Annotated in this window: 32 protein-coding genes and 1 tRNA gene; 21 read left to right on the top strand and 12 right to left on the bottom strand. The window is 62.7% G+C overall.

Annotated elements, in window-relative coordinates:
* The first annotated feature begins 95 nt into the window (after window positions 1-95).
* Together SSA01S_RS09230 and SSA01S_RS09235 are read left to right on the top strand one after the other, a co-directional pair.
* Window positions 96-1,640 (top strand): AAA family ATPase, encoded by a 1,545-nt coding sequence (locus SSA01S_RS09230; protein ID WP_061780168.1) that lies wholly within the window; start codon window positions 96-98, stop codon window positions 1,638-1,640.
* Window positions 1,641-2,486, top strand: coding sequence for an HNH endonuclease (locus tag SSA01S_RS09235; RefSeq protein WP_061780169.1), 846 nt, complete (start codon window positions 1,641-1,643; stop codon window positions 2,484-2,486).
* 259 nt (window positions 2,487-2,745) lie between these two features.
* Here the strand turns inward: SSA01S_RS09235 and SSA01S_RS09240 are convergent, their stop codons facing one another.
* Entirely contained in the window at window positions 2,746-3,144 is a 399-nt protein-coding gene (locus SSA01S_RS09240) for a VOC family protein (protein ID WP_039097455.1), read from the bottom strand.
* Between the two features lie 188 nt (window positions 3,145-3,332).
* Here SSA01S_RS09240 and SSA01S_RS09245 point away from each other — a divergent pair, with 188 nt between their 5' ends.
* Window positions 3,333-3,965, top strand: coding sequence for a tyrosine-type recombinase/integrase (locus SSA01S_RS09245; protein ID WP_055786118.1), 633 nt, complete (start codon window positions 3,333-3,335; stop codon window positions 3,963-3,965).
* A gap of 199 nt (window positions 3,966-4,164) precedes the next feature.
* Here SSA01S_RS09245 and SSA01S_RS09250 read toward each other — a convergent pair whose 3' ends face one another.
* From SSA01S_RS09250 to SSA01S_RS19505, 3 genes are all read right to left on the bottom strand, one after another.
* Window positions 4,165-5,889, bottom strand: coding sequence for a M61 family metallopeptidase (locus SSA01S_RS09250; protein ID WP_061780170.1), 1,725 nt, complete (start codon window positions 5,887-5,889; stop codon window positions 4,165-4,167).
* A 173-nt stretch (window positions 5,890-6,062) separates the two neighbouring features.
* Window positions 6,063-6,497: a nuclear transport factor 2 family protein gene (locus SSA01S_RS19080; protein ID WP_244885637.1), complete on the bottom strand. Its 435-nt coding sequence runs from the start codon at window positions 6,495-6,497 to the stop codon at window positions 6,063-6,065.
* Window positions 6,498-6,516: 19 nt separating this feature from the next.
* Window positions 6,517-6,666 (bottom strand): hypothetical protein, encoded by a 150-nt coding sequence (locus SSA01S_RS19505; RefSeq protein ID WP_156477729.1) that lies wholly within the window; start codon window positions 6,664-6,666, stop codon window positions 6,517-6,519.
* 71 nt (window positions 6,667-6,737) lie between these two features.
* On the opposite strand from SSA01S_RS19505, the gene SSA01S_RS19085 reads away from it, so the two are divergent.
* On the top strand, window positions 6,738-7,301 hold the full coding sequence (locus SSA01S_RS19085) for a GNAT family N-acetyltransferase (protein WP_082795014.1): 564 nt from the start codon (window positions 6,738-6,740) through the stop codon (window positions 7,299-7,301).
* 56 nt (window positions 7,302-7,357) lie between these two features.
* Window positions 7,358-7,714: a cold-shock protein gene (locus SSA01S_RS19090; RefSeq protein WP_244885639.1), complete on the top strand. Its 357-nt coding sequence runs from the start codon at window positions 7,358-7,360 to the stop codon at window positions 7,712-7,714.
* A 47-nt stretch (window positions 7,715-7,761) separates the two neighbouring features.
* Here SSA01S_RS19090 and SSA01S_RS09255 read toward each other — a convergent pair whose 3' ends face one another.
* The 6 genes from SSA01S_RS09255 to SSA01S_RS09280 all read right to left on the bottom strand — a co-directional run bounded on the left by SSA01S_RS09255 (window position 7,762) and on the right by SSA01S_RS09280 (window position 11,429).
* Window positions 7,762-8,556 carry a haloacid dehalogenase type II gene (locus tag SSA01S_RS09255; protein WP_244885640.1) on the bottom strand — a complete coding sequence of 265 codons (795 nt, stop codon included), beginning with the start codon at window positions 8,554-8,556 and terminating at the stop codon, window positions 7,762-7,764.
* 94 nt (window positions 8,557-8,650) lie between these two features.
* Window positions 8,651-9,373, bottom strand: coding sequence for a cytochrome c biogenesis CcdA family protein (locus SSA01S_RS09260; RefSeq protein WP_061780171.1), 723 nt, complete (start codon window positions 9,371-9,373; stop codon window positions 8,651-8,653).
* The gene (locus SSA01S_RS09265; RefSeq protein ID WP_061780172.1) at window positions 9,370-9,747 is read right to left on the bottom strand and encodes a thioredoxin family protein; all 378 of its coding nucleotides are present in this window, start codon (window positions 9,745-9,747) and stop codon (window positions 9,370-9,372) included. Before SSA01S_RS09265 ends, SSA01S_RS09260 begins: the two co-directional genes overlap by 4 nt.
* A 142-nt stretch (window positions 9,748-9,889) precedes the next feature.
* Entirely contained in the window at window positions 9,890-10,228 is a 339-nt protein-coding gene (locus SSA01S_RS09270; RefSeq protein ID WP_061780199.1) for a hypothetical protein, read from the bottom strand.
* A 5-nt stretch (window positions 10,229-10,233) separates the two neighbouring features.
* Window positions 10,234-10,875, bottom strand: coding sequence for an NrsF family protein (locus SSA01S_RS09275; RefSeq protein WP_061780173.1), 642 nt, complete (start codon window positions 10,873-10,875; stop codon window positions 10,234-10,236).
* The gene (locus tag SSA01S_RS09280; protein ID WP_082795015.1) at window positions 10,872-11,429 is read right to left on the bottom strand and encodes a sigma-70 family RNA polymerase sigma factor; all 558 of its coding nucleotides are present in this window, start codon (window positions 11,427-11,429) and stop codon (window positions 10,872-10,874) included. The genes SSA01S_RS09275 and SSA01S_RS09280 overlap by 4 nt, the downstream gene beginning before the upstream one ends.
* Window positions 11,430-11,566: 137 nt before the next feature.
* Here SSA01S_RS09280 and SSA01S_RS09285 point away from each other — a divergent pair, with 137 nt between their 5' ends.
* The 6 genes from SSA01S_RS09285 to SSA01S_RS09310 all read left to right on the top strand — a co-directional run bounded on the left by SSA01S_RS09285 (window position 11,567) and on the right by SSA01S_RS09310 (window position 15,158).
* On the top strand, window positions 11,567-11,860 hold the full coding sequence (locus tag SSA01S_RS09285) for a BufA1 family periplasmic bufferin-type metallophore (RefSeq protein ID WP_061780174.1): 294 nt from the start codon (window positions 11,567-11,569) through the stop codon (window positions 11,858-11,860).
* Window positions 11,861-11,863: 3 nt separating this feature from the next.
* Window positions 11,864-12,700: an MNIO family bufferin maturase gene (bufB, locus tag SSA01S_RS09290; RefSeq protein ID WP_061780175.1), complete on the top strand. Its 837-nt coding sequence runs from the start codon at window positions 11,864-11,866 to the stop codon at window positions 12,698-12,700.
* Complete coding sequence (locus tag SSA01S_RS09295; protein ID WP_156477730.1) at window positions 12,693-13,433, top strand: HvfC/BufC N-terminal domain-containing protein; 741 nt, start codon at window positions 12,693-12,695, stop codon at window positions 13,431-13,433. The genes bufB and SSA01S_RS09295 overlap by 8 nt, the downstream gene beginning before the upstream one ends.
* A 13-nt stretch (window positions 13,434-13,446) precedes the next feature.
* Window positions 13,447-13,908 carry a DoxX family protein gene (locus SSA01S_RS09300; protein ID WP_082795016.1) on the top strand — a complete coding sequence of 154 codons (462 nt, stop codon included), beginning with the start codon at window positions 13,447-13,449 and terminating at the stop codon, window positions 13,906-13,908.
* A gap of 68 nt (window positions 13,909-13,976) precedes the next feature.
* Window positions 13,977-14,417: a DUF6789 family protein gene (locus tag SSA01S_RS09305; RefSeq protein WP_061780177.1), complete on the top strand. Its 441-nt coding sequence runs from the start codon at window positions 13,977-13,979 to the stop codon at window positions 14,415-14,417.
* Between the two features lie 219 nt (window positions 14,418-14,636).
* Entirely contained in the window at window positions 14,637-15,158 is a 522-nt protein-coding gene (locus SSA01S_RS09310; protein WP_061780178.1) for a redoxin domain-containing protein, read from the top strand.
* A gap of 719 nt (window positions 15,159-15,877) precedes the next feature.
* On the opposite strand, the gene SSA01S_RS09315 is transcribed toward SSA01S_RS09310, so the two are convergent.
* Together SSA01S_RS09315 and SSA01S_RS09320 are read right to left on the bottom strand one after the other, a co-directional pair.
* Entirely contained in the window at window positions 15,878-17,068 is a 1,191-nt protein-coding gene (locus tag SSA01S_RS09315; protein WP_061780179.1) for a tyrosine-type recombinase/integrase, read from the bottom strand.
* A 154-nt stretch (window positions 17,069-17,222) separates the two neighbouring features.
* Window positions 17,223-17,312 (bottom strand) — tRNA-Ser (locus SSA01S_RS09320).
* 130 nt (window positions 17,313-17,442) lie between these two features.
* Here SSA01S_RS09320 and hspQ point away from each other — a divergent pair.
* The 10 genes from hspQ to SSA01S_RS09370 all read left to right on the top strand — a co-directional run bounded on the left by hspQ (window position 17,443) and on the right by SSA01S_RS09370 (window position 25,445).
* Window positions 17,443-17,823, top strand: coding sequence for a heat shock protein HspQ (gene hspQ, locus SSA01S_RS09325; RefSeq protein ID WP_058733204.1), 381 nt, complete (start codon window positions 17,443-17,445; stop codon window positions 17,821-17,823).
* A 160-nt stretch (window positions 17,824-17,983) separates the two neighbouring features.
* On the top strand, window positions 17,984-18,283 hold the full coding sequence (rplU, locus tag SSA01S_RS09330; RefSeq protein ID WP_007405484.1) for a 50S ribosomal protein L21: 300 nt from the start codon (window positions 17,984-17,986) through the stop codon (window positions 18,281-18,283).
* A gap of 43 nt (window positions 18,284-18,326) precedes the next feature.
* Window positions 18,327-18,593 (top strand): 50S ribosomal protein L27, encoded by a 267-nt coding sequence (gene rpmA / locus SSA01S_RS09335; RefSeq protein ID WP_042486007.1) that lies wholly within the window; start codon window positions 18,327-18,329, stop codon window positions 18,591-18,593.
* Window positions 18,594-18,776: 183 nt separating this feature from the next.
* Window positions 18,777-19,325, top strand: coding sequence for a GNAT family N-acetyltransferase (locus tag SSA01S_RS09340; RefSeq protein WP_061780180.1), 549 nt, complete (start codon window positions 18,777-18,779; stop codon window positions 19,323-19,325).
* Window positions 19,326-19,709: 384 nt separating this feature from the next.
* Entirely contained in the window at window positions 19,710-20,177 is a 468-nt protein-coding gene (locus SSA01S_RS09345; protein WP_061780181.1) for a TadE/TadG family type IV pilus assembly protein, read from the top strand.
* Window positions 20,177-21,808 carry a pilus assembly protein TadG-related protein gene (locus SSA01S_RS09350; protein WP_061780182.1) on the top strand — a complete coding sequence of 544 codons (1,632 nt, stop codon included), beginning with the start codon at window positions 20,177-20,179 and terminating at the stop codon, window positions 21,806-21,808. Before SSA01S_RS09345 ends, SSA01S_RS09350 begins: the two co-directional genes overlap by 1 nt.
* A gap of 60 nt (window positions 21,809-21,868) precedes the next feature.
* On the top strand, window positions 21,869-22,918 hold the full coding sequence (obgE, locus tag SSA01S_RS09355; RefSeq protein ID WP_061780183.1) for a GTPase ObgE: 1,050 nt from the start codon (window positions 21,869-21,871) through the stop codon (window positions 22,916-22,918).
* A 217-nt stretch (window positions 22,919-23,135) separates the two neighbouring features.
* On the top strand, window positions 23,136-24,236 hold the full coding sequence (gene proB / locus SSA01S_RS09360) for a glutamate 5-kinase (protein WP_061780184.1): 1,101 nt from the start codon (window positions 23,136-23,138) through the stop codon (window positions 24,234-24,236).
* The gene (locus SSA01S_RS09365) at window positions 24,233-25,129 is read left to right on the top strand and encodes an NAD-dependent epimerase/dehydratase family protein (protein ID WP_061780185.1); all 897 of its coding nucleotides are present in this window, start codon (window positions 24,233-24,235) and stop codon (window positions 25,127-25,129) included. The genes proB and SSA01S_RS09365 overlap by 4 nt, the downstream gene beginning before the upstream one ends.
* Before the next feature lie 70 nt (window positions 25,130-25,199).
* The gene (locus SSA01S_RS09370) at window positions 25,200-25,445 is read left to right on the top strand and encodes an acyl carrier protein (protein WP_058718202.1); all 246 of its coding nucleotides are present in this window, start codon (window positions 25,200-25,202) and stop codon (window positions 25,443-25,445) included.
* The last annotated feature ends 21 nt before the right edge of the window (window positions 25,446-25,466 follow it).

Genomic DNA, 25,466 nt, shown 5'->3' on the forward strand with positions numbered 1-25,466 from the left:
CGGCAGGCGTTCCCGTGGTAAGGTGGAGCATCAACGGGGGATGACGGATAAGCGTGCGATTCTTTGTCGGATACCAGCAACCTGCCTACCAAGGCATGCCGACTTTCCAATTGATCAAGGACAATTGGAACGACTGGTTCAAATGGTACACGCTCTATGCGATCCGCGCGATCCAGCCCGATGGGTCGATCGTCGAGCTTGGAAGCGCAAAAATTGCGCGCCAGGGTATGACGGAAGACCAAGGCAGCACGGAATTGCCGCCGGTCTTCGACGCGCTGGACGCGACCTACTTCTCGGTTGGCCAAGGCGAGAATTATTATGAGACGCTGATTTCGCTCGGCGAAGAGGTCCGCACCGGCTTCCTGACGGCTATGCGCGACTGCGCGTTCACGCCAGCCATTCTCGATGTCAACGCCAACGAGCCTGTCCTCCACAATTCGCTATTGCGCGATATCGAGATGTCGCGGGTTCGGGAGCGCTTCAACCGCCTCGCTCACGGCGAGGTCGCACTGTCGCCCTACAGCTTCGACTATCTGTTTCCGCCGGATCCACTCGCGCTGACACCGCCACCGATCCTCAGCTTCGCGGTCACGCCAAATTCGCTGCCGGCGACCAACATCCATGTGCTGATCGGCCGCAATGGCGTCGGTAAAACCCGCTGTTTTGACTTCCTTGCCCGCGCCTTTCTCGGCATGCCGGCCGACGATCCGCAACAGCCCGTCGGGCAGCTGCGCAATCGCGTCGCGAATCCTTGGGGGCTTGATGACATCGATGAGGATTCCGGCTTTGCGGGCCTTGTCACGGTGTCTTTCAGCGCCTTTGATTCCACCGGCCCGCTGGGCGGCGCCAGCAGTGGCGAAAAACGATACGCCTATGTTGGTCTGGTCACGCACGAGGCCCTACAGACTGGCGCGCCGATCGCGATGCCGCCCGGCCCGCGCGTCAAGGACGGGCACGAACTCGCTCACGAATTTGCCAAGAGCATGCTCGCCTGCCGCGAGGGCGTCCGCCGCCGCCGCTGGGAAAACGCTCTGCGGACGCTGGAGGCAGATCCGTTGTTCGCCGAGGCCAATGTGTCCGCGCTCGCGGATTACCAGGGACCGGACCTCGAACAGCGCGCGCGCAGCCTGTTTCGGCGGATGAGCTCGGGCCATGCGGTCGTGCTCCTCTCGATGACCCGCCTGGTCGAGTTGGTCGAAGAGAAATCGCTTGTCCTTATCGATGAGCCCGAGAGCCATCTCCACCCGCCTTTGCTTTCCGCGTTCGTGCGCGCGCTATCGGACCTGCTGATCAACCGCAACGGCGTCGCGATCATCGCCACTCATTCGCCGGTCGTGCTGCAGGAGGTTCCGCGGTCCTGCGCGTGGAAGCTGAGCCGCGTCGGTCGCGAAGCCCGCGCCGATCGCCCGGAGCATGAAACCTTTGGCGAGAATGCCGGCACGCTGACCCGCGAGGTTTTCGGACTCGAAGTGACGCAGACCGGCTTTCATAAGCTGATCGCCGATCAGGCAGAGGGCCGCACCTATGAACAGATATTGGCGCTGTTCGGCGGCCAGCTCGGTGCCGAGGGTCGGGCGCTGGCGCGAGCGCTCAGTCTCGTGCTGCCCGATCAGCTCCCGCCCCAGGGCGGCGGCGAATAGATGCGGACGCTGCCGATGCCGCCCCAGGCGGCGGCCGACGTGCTGGCCACCTGCGTTGGTGGCGTTGCCGATCCGGCGTTGCGCCTTCGACTTCAGGCGATCACACCTCAGCTCGTTGCCGCGGCCGCCAATTATGATCAGCTTGCTCGCATCCAAAGCCTGCATCAGGTCGTCCGCGCGCCCAACGTCGGCGCCGTGACCCGACCGGAGCTTGAAGGACTCTATTCACAGCAGATGAGTGCGGCGAACGGTGCAGCACGGTTGATCTACAGCGCCATCCGGAACGCCTCGCCAAACGGCAAATGCCCGCTCTGTGGCATCGGCACTGTCACCGTGCTCGACCATCATCTCCCAAAGGCGCGCTATCCCAATCTATCGGTCTGTCCCTTCAACCTCGTTCCGGCTTGCGACTTCTGCAACAACGCCAAGCGTGCGCGCTTCCCGACCTGCGCGGAAGAGCAGACGATCCATCCATATTATGACGATTTCACCCAACAGCAGTGGATTTTCGCCCAGCTCGACGTCGCGGGGCCGCCGGTCCTTGTCTTTCATGTCGATGCGCCGGCCCACTGGCCGCAAGTCGCGAGGCTCCGGGCCAAGAGGCACTTCGATGTCGTCAAGCTCGGCGTGAGCTACACGTCGAACGCAAATGACGATCTCATGCCACTGCGCGATCATCTCACCACGATTGCGGCGACCAAAGGCGCGGCTGGGGTCCAAGCCTATCTCGCCGAAGAGCAAGCTCGCTACGCACCTCGCCTCAATAGCTGGCAGCACGTTATGTTTCAGACGCTCGCAGCCAATCCGTGGTTCGTCGGCGGCGGGTATCTTCAAATCCCGCAATGACATCAGGTCGCGCCTACAAAGGCCGCTTTCGCGAGGTGATTAGGTGGCAGCGAGAGAACATTGTGAGGACCGGCAACACTCGAGCTGGCGGATTGCATGCGAATGGCCGGTCTCGGCCGGAGCAGACTTTCGAGCGCCGGCTGCGGAATAGCTTGAACTGGTCGAGAGCCGCTATCGCGGAAAACGGTGGGAAGCGGACACTCGCGCAATCGCAAAATCCGGGTCCGCTAGGGTAAAAAGCGAATCCGTGTTGGACAGATCATGCAGGAAAATGAATTCCGCATAATTTGTTGCCGTCTGGGTCGCGAAAATAGGCAAGTTCGACTGTTCCCAGCGATGCCGTATTGCGCGGGCCGGGCGGGGCTTCGATCGAGGTGCCGCCGTTGGCGACCGCGGTATCATGAAGCTGCTTCACTTGTTCAGGCGAGTTGCACGAAAAGGCGACGGTGCTGCCGTTGGCGACGCTTGCCGGTTCGTCGTTAATCGGCTGGCTGACGATGAAGTTGGTTCCGTTGCCATTATTATAGATCAGCCGCGTATGGCCGCTGTCGGCGATGTTCCGCGCCCCTTCGCCTGCCCCCAAAGTGGCGAGCACCGTGTCGTAGAAGCGCTTCGACCGTTCAATGTCGTTCGATCCGACCATGGTGTGAAAAAGCATCCGGGCTCTCCTTGGGGCTGATCGACTTCCGATCGCCACTAGCCTTTTAATCTAACCGGCCCATAGGACGCGGTCACCCCCGGGTCGTCGAATGTCCACAATTGGTCGGCATAGGCCCCCGAGCAATACGAGACCGTCATACCCGCAAGCGTTCTTCCGATGGCCGATCTGGCCATTGGAGAACGATCATGGAGATGCCTGAAACCGAGCGCACCGTCACAAAGCGGCAAGTCTGGAATGCCGGAAGAACCGTCGGTGCGAAGCGTGCCCTCAAACCGAAGCAGATTTGGGAAATTCGGTTCTATCTCAATCAACGTCGACGCCTGCGAGATCGGGCGCTGTTCGATCTGGCAATCGACAGCAAACTCCGAGGCTGCGACTTGGTGCAGATGAGGATCGGCGACCTTGTCAGCAGCGGGCAAGTCCGAACGCGAGCGATTGTCATGCAGCAGAAAACAGGCCGACCGGTTCAGTTCGAGCTACTTCCAGATGCTCGCGCCAGCCTGCTGGCTTGGCTGGAGCGGCGGGGCGGCACGGTGGACGACTACGTCTTCCCCAGTCGAGTCGATCGTGATGGGCATCTCAGCACTCGCCAGTACGCCAGGCTTGTCGATGAATGGGTGACAGGGGTCGGTCTGATGCGAAGTGAATACGGTACGCACTCGCTCCGCCGAACGAAGGCATCAATCATCTACAGGGCAACCGGCAATCTGCGAGCTGTCCAGATCCTGCTCGGCCATAGCAAGATCGAGAACACGGTCCGCTATCTCGGCATCGATGTGGAAGACGCACTTGCCCTCGCCGAGAACACCGAGATTTGACCTGTCGGCTCCTCGCTCGGGCGAGGGGCCGCCCTTACGGCGCATGGGACAAAACAGCCAAATACGGGGCCTCGCCGAACGGCGGGTTCAACTGTGAGCTGCCGTCCGCCGCTGTCCCGAAAACGATGGTGAAACGAGAAAATATTAGGTTTCTCGAAACGTCTGAGAGACGCGGTTTCGGGAAAGTCGGTGCCTTATATCAGCCTAGGGTCGCGCTCGCCATTCCGCCCAAAGTCTGCCCGCATTGCCTGTCACTTGCCCTCGTGGTCTGCATCTGCTGGACGGAAACCCGTTCCTTCCCTTCCGGAAGGTAACGAATGGTGCGCTTTGCACCCTGATCCTCGACCAGCAGACCATAGGGAACAAGGGCGTTGTCCGGTTCCCCTTCGGTTCGTTCAAGAATCTTCATGCCGTTACGCAGGCCCGCCGCATAGGCGGGATGGCCAGGATCAACTCCCATAACGACGTTGCCGGCAGCGGCGGTCGCTTCGGCATCGAACCCTCGTGAGAAAGAGGGGCGTTGTTCAGTGACGATCGTCGCGCATGATCCGAAGGTGTCGGCGGGCAACAGGATCGGTTCTCCGCGAGCCAGATGGCGTGCCTCGTCGTCATCGACACTCAGTCCACTGCGCGCGGCCAGACGGCGAAAGATGTCGGTCGCGTAGCCGTCGGACGTACGGGCCGCCGCTAATTGCGCAAGCATCACCGTATCGAGGTTTGTCCGTCCGCCGCTGGCCTCCAACAGTCGCCGGTTCCAGATCGCAGCAAGGAGCGCGCCTCGCTGATATGCAAGCTTCTGCGCTGCGTCATTGTCCCAGAAGGCAGATGCCGCCTGCGCGCCCGTCAAGGTCCGCACTGGCGATCCGGCATAGGCTGCCAGCATCTCGTTCCATTGGGCGGCGAACTCGGCCCGGGAAATCACGCCGGCACGAACCATCAGGGCTCGCGCATAATAGTCGGTGAAGCCCTCGCTGAACCAATAATGCGCCGGTCGCGCATCCCGATCTTCGGGCATCGTGCCGAGCCGCGCGGGGTTCCAGCTATGAAAATACTCATGGGCGAGCAGCCATTTCATGCGGTCCAGCGGTGCGCGGTGATCGACCCATAGCGCGAAGGCATCACCGCGGCCGGTGCCGCCAAAACTCATCACCGCCGGATTGCCCACGAGGGGAGCCGCCGTCACTAGAAAGGGCGCACCCCGATCCGTCCGCCAGAAATCCCGCTCAACGGCGACAACCCGCCGGGCAAGGCGATCCAACTGCTCCGGCGTGAAGGCATAACTACCAATCGTTGCCACGCGTACGCCGGACCCGTCCCGTGCCGGAAATGTCCTGAGGTCATGTCCGCCGATGACGATACTTTCCAGCGCGTCGGCCACGGTGCCGGGGCGAAGCGCCGCGCGGGTCCGGCCCGCGAGATGCTCGAGATCGGACGCGAAGCCGATCCCGGATGCGCCTGTCCAGTCGAAGGTCACGGGCGCTTTCTCGCGGCCGGCGGGGAAGCCGAACAGCGCGTTGCCCGCGGCATAGAACCAGCCCGGCCGGACAACTGGTCGCGCCTGTTCGCTGTCCTCGACGGTCGGATCGTGGTCATATGCCGATACGATGCGATAGGTCACGGTCAGGCTCGCGTCGGGGGCGGCACGGATGCGCCAATGCCCGTCATTGCTTTGCTCGACGCCCGTCGCACCTTGGACCTTCACATCGCGCGCCCATTGCCAAAGGTGGCGCTCGCCGCTCCAACCGTCATCCCATCGGAAGTCAGTGGTGCCCGAGGGGTCGGCGCGGAAGCGGACCTGAACCCGTAAGGCTGTGATATTGCCGCCGGACACCTCCGGCGCCAGCGTATATTGGACGGGCTGCTGTGCGACTGGTGGGGCGGCAGACACCAACGTCAGGGCGGCGATACTAAAAAGGAGGCGCATGTCACTATGGTAGCGATGGCGTGCGCTTCGACAATCAGGCTTTCCCAATTGGGAACCGCCAGCGGGACAGCCTCAGCCGTCTCGAATGGGATGGTCAAATGAGATTATGGCAGGCTTCTCAAAACTCGCCGTTCTGAGAAGCCTGCTAAGCGCCAGCAGCTTAGCGATGTGAATCAACCCGTCTTTGCTGGCGGAATTGGGGTGTACTGCGCCGAAACCAACAGCCATTTGCCGGCTGCTCGCTCGGCAACGTAACGGACACGAACCGATCGAACTGGTCCGCCTGGAATAGTGAATGACTTACGTGTTGTGATGATAGCGACGTCGCCGCGCGACCGAATAACCAGAGGTTCGCTGGTCATCGCTGGCGCAGTACGCTTCAGCTCGGGAGCGTAGAACCCCAGCACCTTCCCGCGATCATCGACTTCACCAACTGGCGAAATTTCCTCGTAATCGGACGCGAGAGTTTTCGAGAGTGCAGCCGGATCATGCTGAATACGAGCGGCGTCGAAACGGTCAATCAAAGACTTAATTTCTATATTCTGTGCGCTTGCAGTCGATGCTATCAACAAAGCCACCGGACCGATCGCCCAAATCATCAAACGCATATGTCCCCCTTCGTGAGATTCACGCCACTCCGATAATGACTTCAATCGCGATCACGAAACCAGAAAGTGCGCGTTGGGACATTCGCCGTGATGCGAGTGCATCCTGCCGGTTGCCACCGAACAGGAACTCACCATGCGAAGTCGATTCTGCGTCAGCGAGCGCGATCACATGACCACGGTCGCCATCAGTGATTCCGCCTGCTGTTGCGGTTGCTACGCACGCCAGCTTATGCATACGCAATGAACACTGATTTGTCGTTGGGCAATCGCCCCGATCTCGCCACTGAACGCCTATCCCTTCGGCGGCCTGACGATCGCGACATTGACGCTATAGTCGACGTTGTCGGAAATTGGGAAGTGGCACGCCGCCTGGCGCGTGTTCCGCATCCATATGGTCCGGCCGATGCCCGCTTTTTCCTAGATCATGTCGTTCCTGCCGAATGGGTGTGGGCCGTCACTCTGCGAGGATCCGACACACTTCTCGGCGCGATCGGTCTAACGCCGGAAGAAGGCGCTGACGCCGCTGAGTTGGGTTATTGGCTGTCCCCTGCCCATTGGGGGAGCGGCATAACGACCGAAGCCGCTCGGGCGGTCGTCGCCTTTGGTTTCGAGCGTCTCGGCCTTCCCATCATCACGTCTGGCTATTTCGAGGACAATCCTCCTTCGGGCCGGGTGCTTCGCAAGCTCGGCTTCGTGGAAACCGGGCATGTGATGCGACCTTGCCTAGCGGCAGGTAGCGAGGTGCCTTCAATAAGGATGGAGCTGGCGTACCCAGCACGAGGCCAACTACGGGGAGACTGCTGATTCAGCCTTCCCGATTGAGAACAACCAGCGAGACGGCCGGGGCTGTCTCGTTTCCGATGGTATTTTGGGAAACGCAGGCTGCTGATCGAGGCCAGGCGTCTCGATCATGCGCCCGCGACGGCGATGTGCCTCGCCTGTGCCAAGGAGGGTTAGGTCCGAAAGGAAGGCGTGATGCCGACCGGAACGATCAAATATCTCGACCGTGGTGGAGCCGTGGAGCCTGGGGCTTCATCTCGCGTGACGACAAACAGCCCAAAGTCTTTGTCCATATCCGAGCGGCAGAGCGCGCCGGCTTCACCGACCTGAGGCGCGGACAGCGCTGGCGCTTCACGCTGGTCGAGCGCCCTAAGGGCGGGTTTGAAACCGACGATCCGGAAATGCTCTTTGACGAACCACCGCCAGCCGGGCGCTAATGCTATCAGCCCTACGATTACCTAATTTGCGATAGGGTACGACCAGGTCATTTCAGCCTTGTGGCTTTCAGGATCATATTAACCACCTCCGTCATTGTCTCTTCGACGATTGACGGTTGCGGAACAGACTCCACAAGCAAAGGCGCATTGATGACGCGCGTTACCAGAGCGGCATTCCAACCGAACGACTGGGCGCCGATCGTGTCCCATGTGTGGGCTGCGACCAACCAGGTGGAAGATTTCGCGACGTCCATCGTGTCAGTGACCAGTTGATAGGTAGCAGGCGACGGCTTGAAACGCCGGGCCGGTTCCACCGTGAAGCGCCGCTCCAACAACGGCGCCAGGCCGGCCTTATCAAGCGGATCCGGCGCTGCGCCGGCGGGCGTGTTGGTGAGTGTAACGAGCCTGCATCCTGCATCCTTCAGGCGGCGCAACGCCATCGGCACATCGCGGTGCACCGGCAGGTTCCCAATCATCGTGCTCAGTTCGCGAATATGATCTTCGGTGATAGGCACATCATGGATTTTGCCGAGCATCCGCAGAACGCCCGCCCCCAGCTTTCCGAACGGGACATAGTCGCCCGTCAGCGACAAGGTCTGCGAGTATAGGATCAGCTGCGCGAACCATTCGCGCATTCGCCCCTTGGCGGCAAAAACGCGCTCGAAAAGAGGATCGAGTACGTCAATGTCCAACAGTGTTTCATTGACGTCGAACACGATCAGCGGAGCGGTCATAAGTGTCGGGTCCTTTTCTCGTGCAAAGGCGGGATCGATGATCGTCGACATCGCGACCATGCTACCCAAACCGACAACGGCACGGCGGGAATACTGCGGGTCGTGCATCGCTATTTAATCCTTGAATGCAATCGGCTCCGAGTGTTGGCGGCATTCGGAGCCTTCGAACAACGAGCAATGCTCCTTTTGGTATCGACCTGCTTCAAAAGCGCGTTGTCAGACGCACCAGCCAATCAGGCGACAGGTCCGTAAGTACGGCCTCCAACATCCGATCGAAGCCGGTGAGGATCGCCAGCCCGATTGCGATCAGGATCGCGCCCAGCATGGCCTTGCCGACCAGGCCGGTTGTCCGCATCCCGCCGCGTACCCGACGCATGGTCGACCCGGATAGCAGGCCAATCAGAACCAACGGGGTCGCGGCACCGATCCCGAACGCGGTCATGACGAGCGAGACTTCACCGAGGTTCCGGCCTTGCGCCGCCAATACGGAAGCAGCGCCCAGCGTCGGGCCGACACATGGTGCCCAGACGAGGCCGAGCAGGATACCGACCGCGGCCTGACCGGGCAGGCCGCTGCCCTGAACGCCACCCATCCGTTGCTCGGCCCACGCACTGATCGGTGCGAGCACTGCCGTGAAACGGGCCTGTACCGGCGGGATCGCCAGCATTAGCCCGAAGGCGATCAGAACGATGCCGCCCGCCATGCGGAACGCATCGGCATCCAGTCCGATCGAAAAGCCGATCGTTGCGACGAACAGGCCAACCAGTGTGAAGCTCGTCGCGAGACCGGCACCCAGTACGAGTGGGCCGAGCCGATGTCGGCTCTGCGCTGTTCCGAAAACGATCGGCACCAGCGGCAGAACACAGGGTGACAGGATGGACAGCACCCCCGCCAGATAAGCGAGCAGCGGATTGAGCGTCGTCACGCGATCGGCGAACGGATCAATGCCTCGATGCGCGCGGGATCGGTATCGCCGACGAGACGCCCGGTTTCACGCGGACCTCGAAAGGCGATGAGCGTGCTTTGCCGACGGACACCCAATTGCTTCCACGCAGCTTTCTGCGTGTCGAAATTCAGGCGGAAAACGATCATTTTCGACGCCCACGGCGACTTTGCGATGCGCTCGATGACCGGCGCCTGCGCCTTGCAGGTCGGGCACCAATCCGCAAAGACATCGACAAGGATCGGTCGTCCTTGTTTCTGTGCCTGAGCGAAGGCGCGTGCGTCGAAGGGACGGACCTCGGCTGCTTGCGCCGGTGCGATGGCCGCAATCGCGGATGTAGCCATGACGGCCAGCATGACTGGAAATTTCAACCTATCATCCTTTCGAACACATGAACAGGACCTGATGGACGGTCCTGTTCATGTGTTCGGATGACGAATGCGAAAGGTTACAGGCCGGGCCAGTTTCCCGCGCGCTGCCCCCTGCACATGCTGTTCGTCAGCGTGTCGTATCAAGATCGACGACGCGCAGGGTCGACGCAACCTGGGGCACCGCGACACGGAAGGCGATGAAAAAGAACAGCGGATTGGGGAGCCAGTAACGCCAGCCCAGCATCCGATCGCGCGTGCCGTCCGCTGCGACGAAATCCAGCCAGACATAAAGGAATTTGTAAATGCACAGACCGGGAAGCCAGGTCGTGCGGAAACCCTTCGTCTTCAGGCACCGCCGGGAGATATAGTAATTTCCCTCGAACGGAGTGATGCCCCACAAACCGACTTCGCCTTCGGCGATCGTCTCACCATCGGGCTCGTGAATAATGCGGATAAGCCTGGCCACGGCCGTCACCAGCGTAGCAGCCGGGAGCCGAACACCGCCCCGAGCAGCGCCGACACCAACATTCCGCCGGTGTACCAGACGAGCATGAATGATGCCGCCTGTTCGGGGCAGTAGAGCGCATAGACGACGCAACCCATTGCCCCGGACGTCATGCCGGCCAACAGACCGGTCAACATGACCTGTGTCGCCGCCAGACGTCGAAACGCCCACAGCAAGGCCATGAACACCGGCACGCTGAGCCCGATCGTCGCCGTGAGGCAGGTTGCCCATGTCGATCCGAGGACAAGACCGATACGCGCCTGCGGGGTGATGCTGGTCATTTCCATCGAGGCGGCAGCCAGGACGATCATGAACGGTGCCAGCAGCCACGCCCATCGCAAGCCGATCCGATGTCCGGGTCGACCCAGCGTGAGAAGAAGTCCCGCGGCGATCGCCGTCATCGCGATCGCGTAGGAAAGCTTGACCGAGAAAACCATGATCCCGGTCGTCGCGACTGCGCGCAAGGGAGCACCCAGAATCATATCGAGCACGATCAGCGACACAAAACCGCCTGCGAGCAGCGCGCCGGCAATCCGCCAGGCAGCCGTTCCCGGGCGCACGGGCCGGGTGTCGGCCGCCAGCTCGGCGATGAGATCGTCGGTGTTCACAAGCGTCTGCCCTTTATCGCCACGCTCAGCGCTTTAAGCCCGCGATGTACCCCGACCTTGATCGACGCCTCGCTTTGTCCGCTACGGTCGGCAGCCTCGGTCACGGCAAAGCCATCGATGCGAGTCAAGCGGATCGCTGCTGCCTGTTTGGCGGGAAGTGTCGCCAACATGCGGTCGATATCGATCCGCGCCAGAACGGTATCGCCATCATCTTCGATAGCCGCCTCGGGAATATCGTCGATCGGTACGGTCGCACGAATGCCGTTCCGCCGGAAATGATCGATCAGCTTGTAGCGCGCTATGCCATAGAGCCATGCGGTCAGCGGCAATGCGGGATCATAGCTCTCGCGCCGGGTATGAATCGCGATTAGCGTATCCTGCACGAGATCCTCCACATCATGATCGCGCCCTGCCAGTCTTCGGGCGAAATAGGCGCGTAAACGGACGGCGCAGCTCGACAGCAACGCGCTCTGTGCGCGCCCATCGCCCGCCATACCGGCGACCATCAAGAGCTTCAGATCTGCCTCTGTCATGTCCACCGGGCCGTTACGCATCCCTCTTCGCGCGAAAACACCCAAAGGTTACATCGAAATTCGTTCGCCGAACTTCTCAGCCTGTAACTTTTGCACGGCTTCGTTCGGATTGGCTGTCGTGCCCTCGCGGCACGCCAATCTCGCTTCGGAGCAAATCCATGAAAACGATCAATCTCAGCGTCGCCGCTCTTGCGCTGTCGAGCCTCGCTTCGGGGGCCGCGCTCGCCCAGTCCCAGCCAATGGGCGGGAAGATGGGCATGAAGGGTATGGAGAAATGCTACGGCGTCGCTCTCGCCGGAAAGAATGACTGCAAGGCTGGCGCCGGCACGACGTGCGCCGGGACTTCCAAGGTCAATTATCAGGGCAATGCCTGGAAGATGGTCAAGGCCGGCACCTGCACCAAGATCTCGACGCCCAAAGGTCCTGGCTCGCTGACCCCGAAGGCGGCCTGATCCATGCACCCGACCGCCGGAATCGGCTTCAAGCCCGAGCATCTCGATGGCGTGTTGCGATCGCCGGCGGTCGGACTGTGGTGCGAGGTTCATCCAGAGAACTACATGGTCGCGGGCGGCATCCGGAAGCGAATGCTGGCAGCGATCAGCGAGGCTCATCCCCTGTCCATGCACGGTGTCGGCCTCTCGCTCGCGAGTGACGAAGCGCCCGATGTCGATCATCTTGCCCGACTGAAGGCACTTGTCGGCACCTACCAGCCTTTCCTTGTTTCCGAGCACCTCGCTTGGTCGCGTAGCGGCGCGACCTGCTTTCCCGACCTGTTGCCCTTTCCACGCACGACTCAGGCGCTGTACCGGATCGTCGACAATATCGATCGAATGCAGGCCACGCTCGGCCGATCGGTGCTGATCGAGAACCCGTCGCTGTATCTGCACCTCGACGGGCACGAATGGAGCGAAACCGACTTTCTTGCCGAACTTGTCGTCCGATCCGGGTGCGGCCTGCTGGTAGACGTCAACAACGTCCATGTGTCGTCGAATAATCTCGGCTACGATCCGCATGTCTATCTCGACGCGCTGCCATCGGACGCCATCGGTGAGATTCACCTTGCCGGACATACGCCCGATCCGGGATTGGGGGATGCCCTGCTGATTGATAGCCACGACGCTCCCGTAGTCGAGGCGGTATGGTCGCTGTACCGGCACCTGATCGACAGGATCGGCGCGAGGCCGACGCTGATCGAGCGCGACGGCAATATTCCACCCTTCGAAGAGCTCATGGCCGAACGAGACCGGGCGGCGAAAATCCTTGCCGCGGCGCGGGAGCGCCATCATGCCTGAACTCGGCGCTTTCCAACGGTGGTTCGCCGACTCCTTGATCGTTGATCCGACGAACCCGGAGCTGGCCGCTCTGCCGGGATTTGCAGTCTATCGGAACACGTCACTGTCGGCGGCTATCGACGCCCTGGCCGCGAATTATCCACGGATCGAGGCGTTGCTTGGGGCGGCGGCATTTGCGGGCATCGCGCTGGATTACGCGAGAACGCACCGCCCCGAGACGCCGGTCATGGCGACCTACGGAGCATCGTTCCCAACCTATCTGGCCGGACATCCGATACGGGCGGAATTGCCATATCTGGCCGATGTCGCGCGCATCGATCTGTTGTGGACCGAGGCGTTCTTTGCGCCCGATGTCGAGCCGCTTTCCGCCAAAACCTTTTCGACAATCGATCTCACCGAGAATGCCGCGTATATTCAGCCGCTGCATCCGGCATCCCGCCATGCCTGGTTCGAGGGTCCCGCAGCAGCCATCTGGCTTGCCCATCAGACAGACCTTGTCGAGCCGTTCGACGTCGCCTGGCAGCCGGGTGGCATTCACCTGACTCGCGGCGACGCCTTCGTCACGGCCGACGCGGTGCCATGGGCAGACATTCTGTTCCTCGATCTTCTTGTATCGGGCCTGCCCCTTGTCGAATGCGCAGAGCGGACGCTGACCGCGTGTCCGGACGCAGATCTCGCCTCGATCGTCGCGCGCCTCCTGTCGAAAGGTGCCCTCCAAACACCTGTTTCCTGAGGATGATACCATCATGACGTCGAACGTCGTTGATACGCCCGCGCGGCACCGGCCCTTCGCCCGTGCGGCATTACTAGCAGGCCGTCTCCTGCCTCCATCGTTCCTGCTGCTGGTGCAACGCCTTGGTATCGCGAGCGTGTTCTTCCTGTCCGGACGGACCAAGGTCGATGGCATTCTCACCATGAAGCCGGAAACCATCGCACTGTTTCAGACTGAATATGCCCTCCCGCTGATCCCGCCGGTCACGGCGGCCTATCTCGCGGCGACGGCCGAGCTCGTATTCCCGATCCTGCTCGTCCTTGGTCTTTTTACCCGACTGTCTGCCGCTGCCTTGCTGGGGATGACCCTGGTGATCGAGATCTTCGTCTATCCGGATGCGTGGCCGACCCATCTGAGCTGGGCAGGATTGATGCTGCCGCTGATCGCATGGGGCGGTGGCCGGCTTTCCTTGGATCGACTGTTCCGCATTTCCTGACGGGATGGGCTGTAACTTCCCGCGCTCTTCCGACGAATACAGAATCAAACAATCCAAGGAGACGATCGGTGGCAAATGTCGGCAAATCCATGGGCGCGGCCTTCGTCGCAACACTCGTTCTTTCCATGATGATGGTGATGAAGGGTATGATGGGGATCATGCCCCAGCTCGATATCGCATCGATGCTGGCCGCAATGATGGGCGCGCCGGGCAACACCTCACTTGGCTGGCTCGGCCATTTCATGATCGGTACAATTGGCTACGGCGTCGTCTTTGCTCTGCTCGTCGGCCGGTTGCCTGGCAGCACAGTGGTGCAAGGGATCATTCTAGGCCTGATCGGTTGGCTGGTGATGATGGTTGTCATCATGCCGATGGCGGGAGCTGGTCTCTTCGCCCTTAATCTCGGTATCATGGCACCAATCATGACAGCCACGCTGCACGTCATTTTCGGCGCGGCTCTGGGTTACGTTTTCAGCCTGCTGATTGGCAGGACGCGCACTGCCGGCTGAACCTTTGTGAAGAGGCACGCGCACGCTGCGCACGCGATCGGGAAAGTTGTGAAGGCGCAGGGACGCACAGGCTCGTTGATCCATTATGATTGCAGGGCGGCGGCTAAACCGACTCCGATTGTCGTACCCTAAATCAACATCGTTGGTCGCCAGCTATCCTCGGGAACCGGATCGAAGTCAGCGACGTCTCCCAACGACGGTAACTCTAAAGGACAAGACATGAGCATCGCCAAGAAATTTGAAGCTGGAGCACCGTTTCCCCAGTTCGAGTGGCGGAGCGTCACCGGTGATACGATCGCTCCGGCATCCGCCGAAGGATGGCGCCTCTTGGTCATCTACCGTGGGAAGCACTGCCCCCTGTGCAAACAGTATCTGACCACGCTGAACGGGATGCAAAGTGACTTCACCGATGCGGGGATCACAGTATGGGCGCTCTCATCTGATCCGCTGGAGCGCGCCCAGAGCGAGATTTCGGAGAATGGCTGGTCGCTACCGGTCCTGACAGACCTTCGAGAGCAGGAAATGCGGGAACTGGGCCTTTATGTCTCATCGCCGCGATCATCCGATGAAACGGATCGTAATTTTGCTGAACCGGCGACGTTCGTTATCAATCCGCAAGGCAATGTCCAAATCGTTGACGTATCGAACGCACCGTTCTCCCGCCCCGATCTGAAGGGGCTACTGGACGGCATCCGGTTCGTGAAGGCAAAGGACTATCCAGTAAGGGGCATCGTCGACTGACGTATCGCAAAGCGATTGCACGATATCATCATGTTGCATGCGTGGCACTTCAACTGCTTTTTGGCGGCCACGCATCGGCATGACGGCAATAGCTAGCAGTAATTTGAATCGACCTACTATTGGCCTATGACAGCTCGGCGCCGACGATTATCGATTTGCAGCCAGGTCAGTGAGCGTTTCGAGCGACCCCAGCTACATTATTTTGATAGCAGGCCTTCCCGTAAACGAAGGTCGAACGGGACAAAACGAGCGGAGCGGCCTTTCCTATGCCTATAGGGGGCAGTTTTCCCGAAATCTGTTCCCGTTTGCTCTTTCCCGAAAATGTCCCGGAGAGACGGAAAAATGGGACTGCCAAATGGTGTGCCGCAGCAGCCAGTGTCACGGCGGGGGAGCGTGCAACGAATGACTTCTGATCGGGCGATGCTGCCCCTCGGTCGAGAACCGATGACTGGCCGTTCTTGGCGATAGCGGTCGTACCCGTGACCTGACCGGAACGGCAAAAAATGGTCGCAAACGGCCGCTCCACTTTCTTGATCGATGTCGCCGCGAGCGCCCCATAGCATAAGTAGGTCGTTGCGGCATTTGACCGCGCCCGCTGCCGGCTTAGCGCAATCGGTCAGAAGCGGGCGGGTCGACGAGGGCCAGAACGGGCCGCTCTCCCCTAGAAGCGCTTCGCGCACCTCGCACTCTACAACCCCTTCCCCTATTCGAGGCCAAGCTCAGGCCTTGGACTCGTCGTCCCGGTTCTCGTCCGACGCAGGGGGCGTCTTTTTGCAAAATACCGCCCATTCCCGCATGAGCAGCCGACGTTTGTCTAGAAAGTCGGTCCGGCGATAGGCCGCCTCGACCTTGTTCGAGACCGTGTGGGCGAGTGCCGCTTCCGCGATCTCTCCTGAATAGTCCGTCTGCTCCGCAACCCAGTCCCGGAATGCCGACCGAAACCCGTGCACCGTCACCGCGAGGTCCATGTCACGTAGGATCTTGAGGAGCGTCATATCCGACAGCGGCTTCTTCACGTTCTGGCCCGGGAACACCAAGTCGCTGGCGCCAACCTTGAACGCCTTGGCGCGCTCGAACACCGCCACCGCTTCGGGTGCGAGGGGCACGACATGCACTCGCCCCATCTTCATCCGCTCGGCGGGGATCGTCCACAACGCTGCTTCCAGATCGAGTTCAGACCAAGTCGCGACCCGAATTTCTCCTGACCGCGCCGCCGTCAGGATGAGCGCTTCCAGCGCTACGCGGCCCACCGATTCCCGCTCGCCTAGCTTCTCGAGGAAGTTCGGCACGGATGCATAAGGCAGGGCCGCGAAATGGTTCTCCTTTTTGGGCTGACGAGGCAGCCCCTTGGAAAGCGACCGCATTGGCGCTTCGGTCGCGCGAAACCCGCGCGCGTACGACCAGTCGAGAACGGTGCCGATGCGTTGCCGTACGCGGCGCGCCGTTTCCGGCTTCGTCAGCCAGATCGGAGCCAACACGTCCCGGATCAGGGGGCCTTCGATTTCGCTGACCAAGCGGTCACCCATCTTGGGGAAGGCGTAGCTCTTCAGCGTCGCGATCCACTGATCCTGATGCTTGCCGTTCTTCCACGCCTCCTTGTGTTCCTCATGGACCATCTCGGCGGCTTTGCGGAACGTCGGAATCACCTGCCGCTCCTGCTTCCGCTCCGCGACAGGGTCGATGCCTTGTGCGATCTTCTGGCGCGTGAGGAACGCGGCCTCTCTGGCATCCTTGAGAGAAACCACCTTGAGTGATCCCAGACCGATATCCTGGCGTTTTCCCTTATTCTGGATTCTAAGAACCCAGCTAGCTGCCCCTTTGCCGTTGATCTCGAGAAACAGGCCGTCCCCGTCCGAATACCGTCCGGGCTCGATCAGCGAACGGATCTTGAGCGCAGTGAGCTTTCCCATGCCACCTCACCTCAATTTTTCCCCACACTTTTCCCCACACTTTGCGTGGGATTGTGTCGGATCGAGTGAAACGCAGCGGCATCAAAAAACCGCTGATTTCCGGGCTTTTATAACAGATTTCAGGGTTTTTTGCCAGCCGCACAGGGGGCGTAAATGGCGGAGAGGGAGGGATTCGAACCCTCGGTACCGTTGCCGGTACGCCGCATTTCGAGTGCGGTGCATTCGACCACTCTGCCACCTCTCCGCGAGGACGTTTCCGAAGCGGTGTGAAACCGCATGGGGCCAGTCGATTGGAGGCGCGCTCCTAGATCAGCTTTTTACCTATTGCAAGCGCCTAAACTTGTGCGACGCGACAAACACATTAAATCAGTCCCATGGACCGTATCGACACCCTCCCCCTCACCTCGCGCCTGGATGTGCAGGCGCCGATCGTCGCTACCGCCCGGTTCGCGATCGGGGATATCGTGCGCCATCGGATGTTCGATATTCGCGGCGTGATCTTCGACGTCGATCCCGTCTTCGCCAATAGCGACGAATGGTACGACGCCATCCCGGAGGCGATCCGCCCCGCCCGGGACCAGCCCTTCTACCACCTGCTCGCCGAAAATGCAGAGTCGAGCTATGTCGCCTATGTCAGCCAGCAGAATCTGTTGCATGACGATAGCGACGAGCCCGTCGAGCATCCCGCCATCGCCGGACTGTTCACCGGCTATGTCGATGGTCGCTACCTGCTGAAGCGCGAACATCGCCACTGATTCGCATTTTTCCGACGCCGACTGACGCCCGCGCACAGGCGGGAACGCGCGAAAAACCGGATTCCCCGGTTGACAATCCGGCCACCTTTGCCTAGCTGGCCGTTCTTTCCCGACGGGCATTCCCGCGCGGGAGCCATGTATTTGGGAAGTGATAACAGCCATGTTCGCAGTCGTGCGCACGGGCGGCAAGCAGTATCGCGTCGCCGCCGGAGATAAGATCGTCGTCGAGAAGATCGAGGGCGAAGCCGGCGCGTCGGTGACGCTGGGTGACGTTCTGCTGGCGGGCGAAGGCTCGGAGCTGAAGGCCGTCGACGGCATCACGGTCGCCGCCGAGATCATCGCTCAGGCGAAGGCCGACAAGGTCATCGTCTTCAAGAAGCGCCGTCGCCACAACTATCGTCGTCGCAACGGCCATCGTCAGCAGCACACGATCCTGAAGATCGTGTCGGTCGGCGCCTGAATTTCAGCCGCGCCACCCCAACGAAATCCAGGAGTAGTTCGCAATGGCACATAAGAAAGCAGGCGGTTCGTCGCGTAACGGTCGTGATTCGGCCGGCCGTCGCCTTGGCGTGAAGAAGTTCGGTGGCCAGGAAGCCATCGCCGGCAACATCCTCGTGCGTCAGCGCGGGACGAAGTTCTATCCGGGTCGCAACGTGGGCATGGGCAAGGACCATACCCTGTTCGCGCTCGTCGATGGCCGCGTCGCGTTCCACGAAGGCAAGCTCGGCCGTAAATTCTGTTCGGTCGAACTGGCCGCAGCGGCCGAATAATCGGGCAACCGCGCCGGGTTGCCCACCAGGGTGACCCGGGTTCCGCGCAGGAACCAGCAAAAAAGGGAGACGGGTCACCCCGGCTCCCTTTTTTCATGCTCCCTCCACCGCTTGCGGTGCCTGTCTCCTTCCCGTCATGGGCGTGTGCAACAGGCGCCGGGCGTGACGAGGAGTTGTCGAGTGATGTTCGCGCGGACCCCCAGATTGTTGTTGCGGCCAGCTTGGCCGGAAGATGCCGCCGCCCTGGCGCAGGCTATCGGGTATGAAGAGATCGCCCGCATGGTCGCGCGTGTCCCCTACCCCTATGCGCAGGCCGATGCCGAACTGTGGCTGGCCCAGCCCTGCGGCCCGACCGAGCCGCGCTTCCTGATCACCGCGCTCGACCGGGGTGGTGCGCCCGAGCTGATCGGCGGCATCGCGATCATCGCGGGCGACACCGGCCATGAGCTGGGTTACTGGCTGACACCCGCCGCCTGGGGTCGCGGCTATGCCACCGAGGCGGGGCGCGCGGTCATCGCCATGGCGCGCCACGCACTGCCCATCGAGCGGCTGGGCGCGTGGCATTTCGCCGACAACCCTGCATCCGGCCATGTCCTGACCAAGCTCGGCTTCCGCGCCACGGGCCAGCGGATGGCGCGCGCCTCGGCCGGGCGGGCAGAGCTGTCGCCGAGCATCCATTATGCGCTCGACCTGGAAGGCGAGCGAAAGACGGCGATGCCGCTGGCCGCCTGATTCTCAAGGGCTGCGACCTGTCACGCAGCCCTTGGACCACCGTCGGGACAATCGCCAACCGCCCGTCGGACTTTGCGGCATTCGCGCGCAGAGCCTGTTCTGACGCGACCAGATTCGCCATCCGCCAAGCCGATCGAATCGCAATGCATGTCGCCATGACCTTTGCGACTCGCGAAATCGATCAATCCTAGCGACGTGATATATATTAATCACACTGACCAAATTGAGCATTTATTACAAAATCAATATTGGCGATATCGTCCAGTTTGAGCAGAGTCTCCGCTAAACTCTTCATAATTCAATCCGAATTCGAAATATTAACATCTTGATAAGCATTGCACCCGTTTTCTTCTGTCGTGCCCACAAGCCGCAGGGGATGATCCGGTGGCCTATTCGTTCGCCCGTCTCGCCACGTCGACGTCATTTCGCATCTTTCACCGCCGCGTGTGCTGCGCCGTAAACGGCTGTCGGCGCGCGGTCGCGGCGGTCGAACTGGCGCTGATCCTGCCATTCCTGCTCGCACTGCTGATGGGCATCGTCAGCTATGGCGATTATTTTCTGACCGCTCATCTCGTCCAGCAGGCCGCCAATGACGCGGCCCGTGCCTCGCTTGCCGGGCTCGACGCCAGCGAGCGCAAGGTCATCGCGGTCGACACCGCCAAGCGGGTGCTCGACTCGACCGGCGTGCTGCGCCGCGACCGCGGCCAGGTGGACACGGCCGAGGTCGACAATCTCATCACCGTCTCGATCCGCTACGATGCGTCCGCCGATCCGCTGCTCAACCTGCCCTTCGTCCCGACGCCGGGCCAGATCCTGATGGCCAAGGGGGTCGCCATGGTCGGCGGCCTGTGATGCGCGTGCCGGGAATACGGGCCCTGTGGCAGGACCGCCGCGGCGGCGTCAGCATCCTGACCGCGATCCTGTCGATGGCGATGATCGGCTTTGCGGCCTTCGGCATCGATGTCGGGATGATGACCCTGTCGCAGCGCCGCCTGCAGGGAATTGCGGACGAGGCGGCCCTCGCCGCCGCGGCTTCCAGCCCCGACCGACGCGGCGAAGCGGTCGCTCGCCTGATCACAGCCAACGGGCTGTCCGACGTAACGACCACCATCACCCCCGGCACCTACCGCGCCGACCCCAGCGTCACGCCCGCCAACCGGTTCACCCCCGGCACGGACGCAGGGGCATTGCGCGTGACGCTGACCAGGCCGGTCACGCTGTTTTTCGGCCGGGCCCTGACTGGCAGGAACACCACCCCCGTCGCCGCCAGCGCGACCGCCCGCCGGATCGACATGGCGGCCTTTTCGCTGGGCACGCGGCTGGCCAATGTGTCGGGCGGGCTGCCCGGTGCGCTCCTGAACGGCTTGGCGGGCAGCGATCTGGCGCTGTCGCTGGTCGATTACAACGCGCTGGTCAGCGGCAAGGTCGATTTGCTGCCCATGACCCAGGCGCTGGGCACCCGGATCGGCCTGACGGGAGCGAGTTTCGACACGATCCTGGCGGCCGACGTTACCCTGCCGACGCTGCTCAGCGCCATGGCCGACGCGACGAGCAATCCGGGCACGGCGTCGCTGCTGCGCAGCCTGTCCCTGAGGGTGCCGGGATCAAAGGTGCCGCTGACCCGGCTGATCGACCTGGGGCCTTTGGGCAAGACGACCAAGGCGACTTCGCGCGACCTGATCGCGATGGATGCCTATTCGATGCTGCGCGAGTCGCTGTCCATCGCCAATGGCCAGCGCCAAGTGACGCTCGACCTGGGCGCGTCGGTGCCGGGCCTGTTGTCGACCAAGGTGCTGCTCGCCATCGGCCAACGTCCGGTCAACTCGCCCTGGCTGGCGGTGGCGCAGGACGGATCGGCCATCGTCCGCACCGCCCAGCAACGACTGCTGGTCGATACCCAGATCGGCGTGCCGCTGCTCGCCAATATCCAGCTGCCGATCTTCGTCGAAACCGCCGCGGCCCAGGCGCGGCTGAACGGGATCAGTTGCGGCGGCGGGACGCAGCGGGTCGACCTGGACGTCCTGCCCTCGCCCGGCACCATCGCCATTGCGCAGATCGACCGCACCCGCTTCAACGACATGAGCCAGTCGCCGATCGGCGGCGAGGTCGCGCTGCTGCAAGTGCCGCTGGCGCGCGTGATGGGTTATGCCAAGATCAACTTGGCCAGCGACAGCGCGTGGCAGCGCGTCGGCTTCAACCAGAGCGACATATCCAACCTGACATCCAAGACCGTCACCGCCAATTCGGCGGTGCGCGGGATCGCCAGTTCGCTGATCGGCCAGGTCAATTTGCGGTTGGACGTGCTGGGGCTGGGCCTGGGCCTGTCAACGCTGACCGGGATCGTCGGTGCGGCGCTGACCCCGGTGGCGCCCGCGCTCGACCTGCTGATCGGCAATCTGACCGATTTGCTGGGCCTGCATGTCGGCCAGGCGGACGTGACGGTCAACGGCGTGCGATGCGGCGGAGCCACGCTGGTCGCCTGATCGGCAAGCGGCTCCAAGGGCGGGCTGGTCAGTCGGCGCTCTCAGAGGTAAAGGCGCGCCATGCATTTTCTCGATCAGGCCAAGATTTTCGTCCGTTCCGGCGCGGGTGGTCCCGGTGCCGTGTCCTTCCGCCGCGAAAAATACATTGAATATGGCGGCCCCGACGGCGGCAACGGCGGCAAGGGCGGCGACATCGTCTTCGAGGCGGTGGCGGGCCTGAACACCCTGATCGACTTCCGCTATACCCAGCATTTCCGGGCGCCGCGAGGCCATGGCGGTTCGGGATCGAACCGCACCGGCGGCGGCGGCGACGATCTGGTCATCAAGGTCCCGGTCGGCACCCAGGTCCTGTCCGAGGACAAGGAAGAGGTGCTGATGGACTTCACGCGCGTAGGCCAGCGTGAAGTGTTCCTGCGCGGCGGCGACGGCGGGCGCGGCAACGCCACCTACAAGACCTCGACCAACCGCGCCCCGCGCCAGCACGGCACCGGCTGGCCCAGCGAAGAGGCATGGGTGTGGCTGCGGCTGAAGCTGCTGGCCGATGCGGGTCTTGTCGGCCTGCCCAATGCGGGCAAGTCGACCTTCATCAACGCTGTGACCAACGCGCAGGCCAAGGTCGGCGCCTATGCCTTCACCACCACCCGGCCGCAGCTGGGCGTGGTGCGGCATCGCGAGCGCGAGTTCGTGGTCGCCGACATTCCTGGCCTGATCGAGGGGGCCGCGGACGGGGCCGGGATCGGCGACCGCTTCTTGGGGCATATCGAGCGCTGCCGCGTGTTGCTGCATCTCGTCGACGCCAATGACGCGGACGTGGCCGAAAGCTATCGCATCGTCCGCGACGAGCTCGAGGCTTATGGCGGCGGCCTGGTCGATAAGCCGCACATCATCGCGCTCAACAAGATCGACACGCTGGACGACGAGCTGATCGAGGCGCTGTCGGCCGAGCTGGCCGAGGCGAGCGGCGCGGACGTGATCCCGCTGTCGGGCGCGGCGGGCACCGGTGTCGACTGGGTGCTCGACAAGTTGCTGGAGCAGATGGGTCCGGGGGCGGACGCGGTGCCGGAGAATGACCAGGGCGAGGACGAGATTACGTGGTCGCCGCTGGGCTGATGCGTCGGGTGGCAGGCTCGGTGAGACACCCTGCCCTCCCCCATCCCCTCCCGCTTGCGGGAGGGGAGCGATACTTGGCGTGCCGTTTGGCACCAATCGCCATGGCCGCCCATAGCACAGCCGATCGATATCTGGTCCGCCACTCTCCCCAGACACGCCCCTCCCGCAAGCGGGAGGGGATGGGGGAGGGCCGCGTGCGGCTAGGCTCCACCTCACAATGATCTTCCCCCCCACCACCTGCCCCCGCCTGATCGTCAAGGTCGGCTCCGCCCTCCTCGTTACGCCCGAAGGCGAAGTCCGTCGCGACTGGCTGACCGGACTGGTCGCCGACATCGCCGCGCGCGTCCGCGCCGGGCAGCAGATCGCGATCGTCTCTTCCGGCGCGATCGCACTCGGCGCGCGTCGCCTGGGCCTGCCCAAGGGCGGTCGCGCCAGCTTGGAGGACGCGCAGGCCGCCGCCGCGACCGGTCAGATCGCGCTCAGCCAGGCCTGGGCGGAACTGCTGCACGCCGAAAGCCTCACCGCCGCGCAGATGCTGGTGACGCTCGACGATCTCGAGGACCGCCGCCGTTACCTGAACGCCGCCGCCACGCTCAACCGGTTGCTGGGGCTCGGCGTGGTGCCGGTCATCAACGAGAATGACAGCGTCGCGACCGAGGAAATCCGCTTCGGCGACAATGACCGGCTCGCCGCGCGGGTCGGCCAGGCGGCGAGCGCCAATGGCGTGCTGCTGCTCTCCGACGTGGACGGGCTCTACGACAGCAACCCGCACACCAACCCGAATGCGCGCCATATCGAGCGGGTCGAGCGGATCGATGCGGTCCACGGCATGGCCGATGGCGGCTCCGCCTCGGGCATGGGATCGGGCGGCATGGTGTCGAAGATCGCCGCTGCGCGCATCGCGGTGAGCGCGGGCGCACACCTCGCCATCGCATCGGGTCGGATCGACCACCCGCTGTCGACGCCTGCGCGCCACACGATCTTCGTTGCGGAAAAAAGCGCGCCTGCCCGCAAGGCGTGGCTGGCGGGCGGGCTGACCGCCCGGGGTGCGATCACGGTGGACGCGGGCGCGGCCAAGGCGCTGGCTGAGGGCAACAGCCTGCTCGCGGCAGGCGTCACGGCCGTGCAGGGCCATTTCGCGCGTGGCGACCTCGTCACCATCGAAGGGCCGAGCGGCACCATCGCGCGCGGCCTCAGCGAATATGATTCGACCGAGGCGCGCGCGCTGATCGGCACGCGTTCGGACCAGCAGGCCGAAATCTTGGGCCATGCGCCCCGCGCCGCGCTGATCCATCGCAATCATCTGGCCCTGCTATGATCGTCGCCGTCACGGGAGCGACCGGATTCGTCGGTCGCGCGGTGGTGGACCGTGCCGCCGGTTCGGGGCTGTCCTTGCGCGCCCTCACCCGCCGCGCCCAGCCGTCGCGCGCCGGGCTCACCTGGATCGCGGGTGCGCTCGACAAGCCCGACAGTCTCGCGACTCTGGTCGAGGGGGCCGACGTGGTGCTGCACATCGCGGGCGTGGTGAATGCGCCCGACCGCACGGGCTTCGTCGCGGGCAATATCGACGGCACCCGTGCGATGGTCGAGGCGGCGAAGGCGGCCGGAATCAAGCGCTTCGTCCATGTTTCCTCGCTGTCCGCGCGCGAGCCCGATCTGTCCGTCTATGGCTGGTCCAAGCGGCAGGCCGAGAATGTGGTGACGGACAGCGGTCTCGACTGGACCATCGTCCGACCGAGCGGCATTTATGGCCCGCATGATACCGAGTGGCTGGACGTTTTCCGCACCGCCAGGCTCGGCCTCGCCTTCATGCCGCCACCGGGCAAGCTGTCGCTGATCGCAGTCGAGGATTTCGCCCGGCTGCTGACCACGCTGGTCGCCACCGATGGCCCGCGCGCCGTGCTGGAGGTCGATGACGGGCAGGTCCTGACCCATGCCGAACTCGCCCAGGCCATGGGCGCGGCGGTGGGGCGGCGGGTAATGACGCTGCACCTGCCCAAGAGCCTGCTGAGCCTGGGCGCGACGATCGACCGCAAATTGCGCGGGCCGGGCGCCAAGCTGACCGCCGACCGGGTCGGCTATCTCTGCCACCCCGACTGGACCGCCGACCCCGTCCTGCGCCCCGACCCGGCGCTGTGGGAGCCCACCATACCACTCGCCAAGGGGCTGGCCGATACGGCACGGTGGTATCGCGCCAACGGCTTGCTATAGCAGCAAGACACGCGCGGTCGAAAAGCCGCCGCATTTGGGTGCCACTGGGCGCCCGACTGAAAGGATCATCATGAGCGACCGCCAAGCCATTTTCGATACCGTCGCGGCCCAGATCGCGCCCTTCAACAAGAAGGGCGTGGCGCTGACCGAGGCGACGACCTTCCAGGGCGACCTGGAGTGGGACAGCCTGACCGTGATGGATTTCGTCGCCGCGATCGAGGATGAGTTCGACATCATCATCACGATGAACATGCAGGCCGAGATCGAGAATGTCGGCCAGCTGGTCGACGCGGTCGAAAAGCTGAAGCAAGCCTGATCGCCTTCAAACGGACACCGA

Origin of the sequence: Sphingomonas sanguinis NBRC 13937 (assembly GCF_001591005.1) — a bacterium.
Lineage (GTDB): Bacteria > Pseudomonadota > Alphaproteobacteria > Sphingomonadales > Sphingomonadaceae > Sphingomonas > Sphingomonas sanguinis.

Excerpts from the sequence above, each read along its gene's own strand:
- SSA01S_RS09230 (WP_061780168.1), top strand. The coding sequence starts at position 96 with ATGCCGACTTTCCAATTGATCAAGGACAATTGGAACGACTGGTTCAAA.
- SSA01S_RS09235 (WP_061780169.1), top strand. The coding sequence starts at position 1,641 with ATGCGGACGCTGCCGATGCCGCCCCAGGCGGCGGCCGACGTGCTGGCC.
- SSA01S_RS09240 (WP_039097455.1), bottom strand. The coding sequence starts at position 3,144 with ATGCTTTTTCACACCATGGTCGGATCGAACGACATTGAACGGTCGAAG.
- SSA01S_RS09245 (WP_055786118.1), top strand. The coding sequence starts at position 3,333 with ATGGAGATGCCTGAAACCGAGCGCACCGTCACAAAGCGGCAAGTCTGG.
- SSA01S_RS09250 (WP_061780170.1), bottom strand. The coding sequence starts at position 5,889 with ATGCGCCTCCTTTTTAGTATCGCCGCCCTGACGTTGGTGTCTGCCGCC.
- SSA01S_RS19080 (WP_244885637.1), bottom strand. The coding sequence starts at position 6,497 with ATGCGTTTGATGATTTGGGCGATCGGTCCGGTGGCTTTGTTGATAGCA.
- SSA01S_RS19085 (WP_082795014.1), top strand. The coding sequence starts at position 6,738 with ATGAACACTGATTTGTCGTTGGGCAATCGCCCCGATCTCGCCACTGAA.
- SSA01S_RS19090 (WP_244885639.1), top strand. The coding sequence starts at position 7,358 with ATGGTATTTTGGGAAACGCAGGCTGCTGATCGAGGCCAGGCGTCTCGA.
- SSA01S_RS09255 (WP_244885640.1), bottom strand. The coding sequence starts at position 8,556 with ATGCACGACCCGCAGTATTCCCGCCGTGCCGTTGTCGGTTTGGGTAGC.
- SSA01S_RS09265 (WP_061780172.1), bottom strand. The coding sequence starts at position 9,747 with ATGCTGGCCGTCATGGCTACATCCGCGATTGCGGCCATCGCACCGGCG.
- SSA01S_RS09280 (WP_082795015.1), bottom strand. The coding sequence starts at position 11,429 with ATGCGTAACGGCCCGGTGGACATGACAGAGGCAGATCTGAAGCTCTTG.
- SSA01S_RS09285 (WP_061780174.1), top strand. The coding sequence starts at position 11,567 with ATGAAAACGATCAATCTCAGCGTCGCCGCTCTTGCGCTGTCGAGCCTC.
- bufB (WP_061780175.1), top strand. The coding sequence starts at position 11,864 with ATGCACCCGACCGCCGGAATCGGCTTCAAGCCCGAGCATCTCGATGGC.
- SSA01S_RS09295 (WP_156477730.1), top strand. The coding sequence starts at position 12,693 with ATGCCTGAACTCGGCGCTTTCCAACGGTGGTTCGCCGACTCCTTGATC.
- SSA01S_RS09300 (WP_082795016.1), top strand. The coding sequence starts at position 13,447 with ATGACGTCGAACGTCGTTGATACGCCCGCGCGGCACCGGCCCTTCGCC.
- SSA01S_RS09310 (WP_061780178.1), top strand. The coding sequence starts at position 14,637 with ATGAGCATCGCCAAGAAATTTGAAGCTGGAGCACCGTTTCCCCAGTTC.
- SSA01S_RS09315 (WP_061780179.1), bottom strand. The coding sequence starts at position 17,068 with ATGGGAAAGCTCACTGCGCTCAAGATCCGTTCGCTGATCGAGCCCGGA.
- hspQ (WP_058733204.1), top strand. The coding sequence starts at position 17,443 with ATGGACCGTATCGACACCCTCCCCCTCACCTCGCGCCTGGATGTGCAG.
- rplU (WP_007405484.1), top strand. The coding sequence starts at position 17,984 with ATGTTCGCAGTCGTGCGCACGGGCGGCAAGCAGTATCGCGTCGCCGCC.
- rpmA (WP_042486007.1), top strand. The coding sequence starts at position 18,327 with ATGGCACATAAGAAAGCAGGCGGTTCGTCGCGTAACGGTCGTGATTCG.
- SSA01S_RS09340 (WP_061780180.1), top strand. The coding sequence starts at position 18,777 with ATGTTCGCGCGGACCCCCAGATTGTTGTTGCGGCCAGCTTGGCCGGAA.
- SSA01S_RS09350 (WP_061780182.1), top strand. The coding sequence starts at position 20,177 with ATGCGCGTGCCGGGAATACGGGCCCTGTGGCAGGACCGCCGCGGCGGC.
- obgE (WP_061780183.1), top strand. The coding sequence starts at position 21,869 with ATGCATTTTCTCGATCAGGCCAAGATTTTCGTCCGTTCCGGCGCGGGT.
- proB (WP_061780184.1), top strand. The coding sequence starts at position 23,136 with ATGATCTTCCCCCCCACCACCTGCCCCCGCCTGATCGTCAAGGTCGGC.
- SSA01S_RS09365 (WP_061780185.1), top strand. The coding sequence starts at position 24,233 with ATGATCGTCGCCGTCACGGGAGCGACCGGATTCGTCGGTCGCGCGGTG.
- SSA01S_RS09370 (WP_058718202.1), top strand. The coding sequence starts at position 25,200 with ATGAGCGACCGCCAAGCCATTTTCGATACCGTCGCGGCCCAGATCGCG.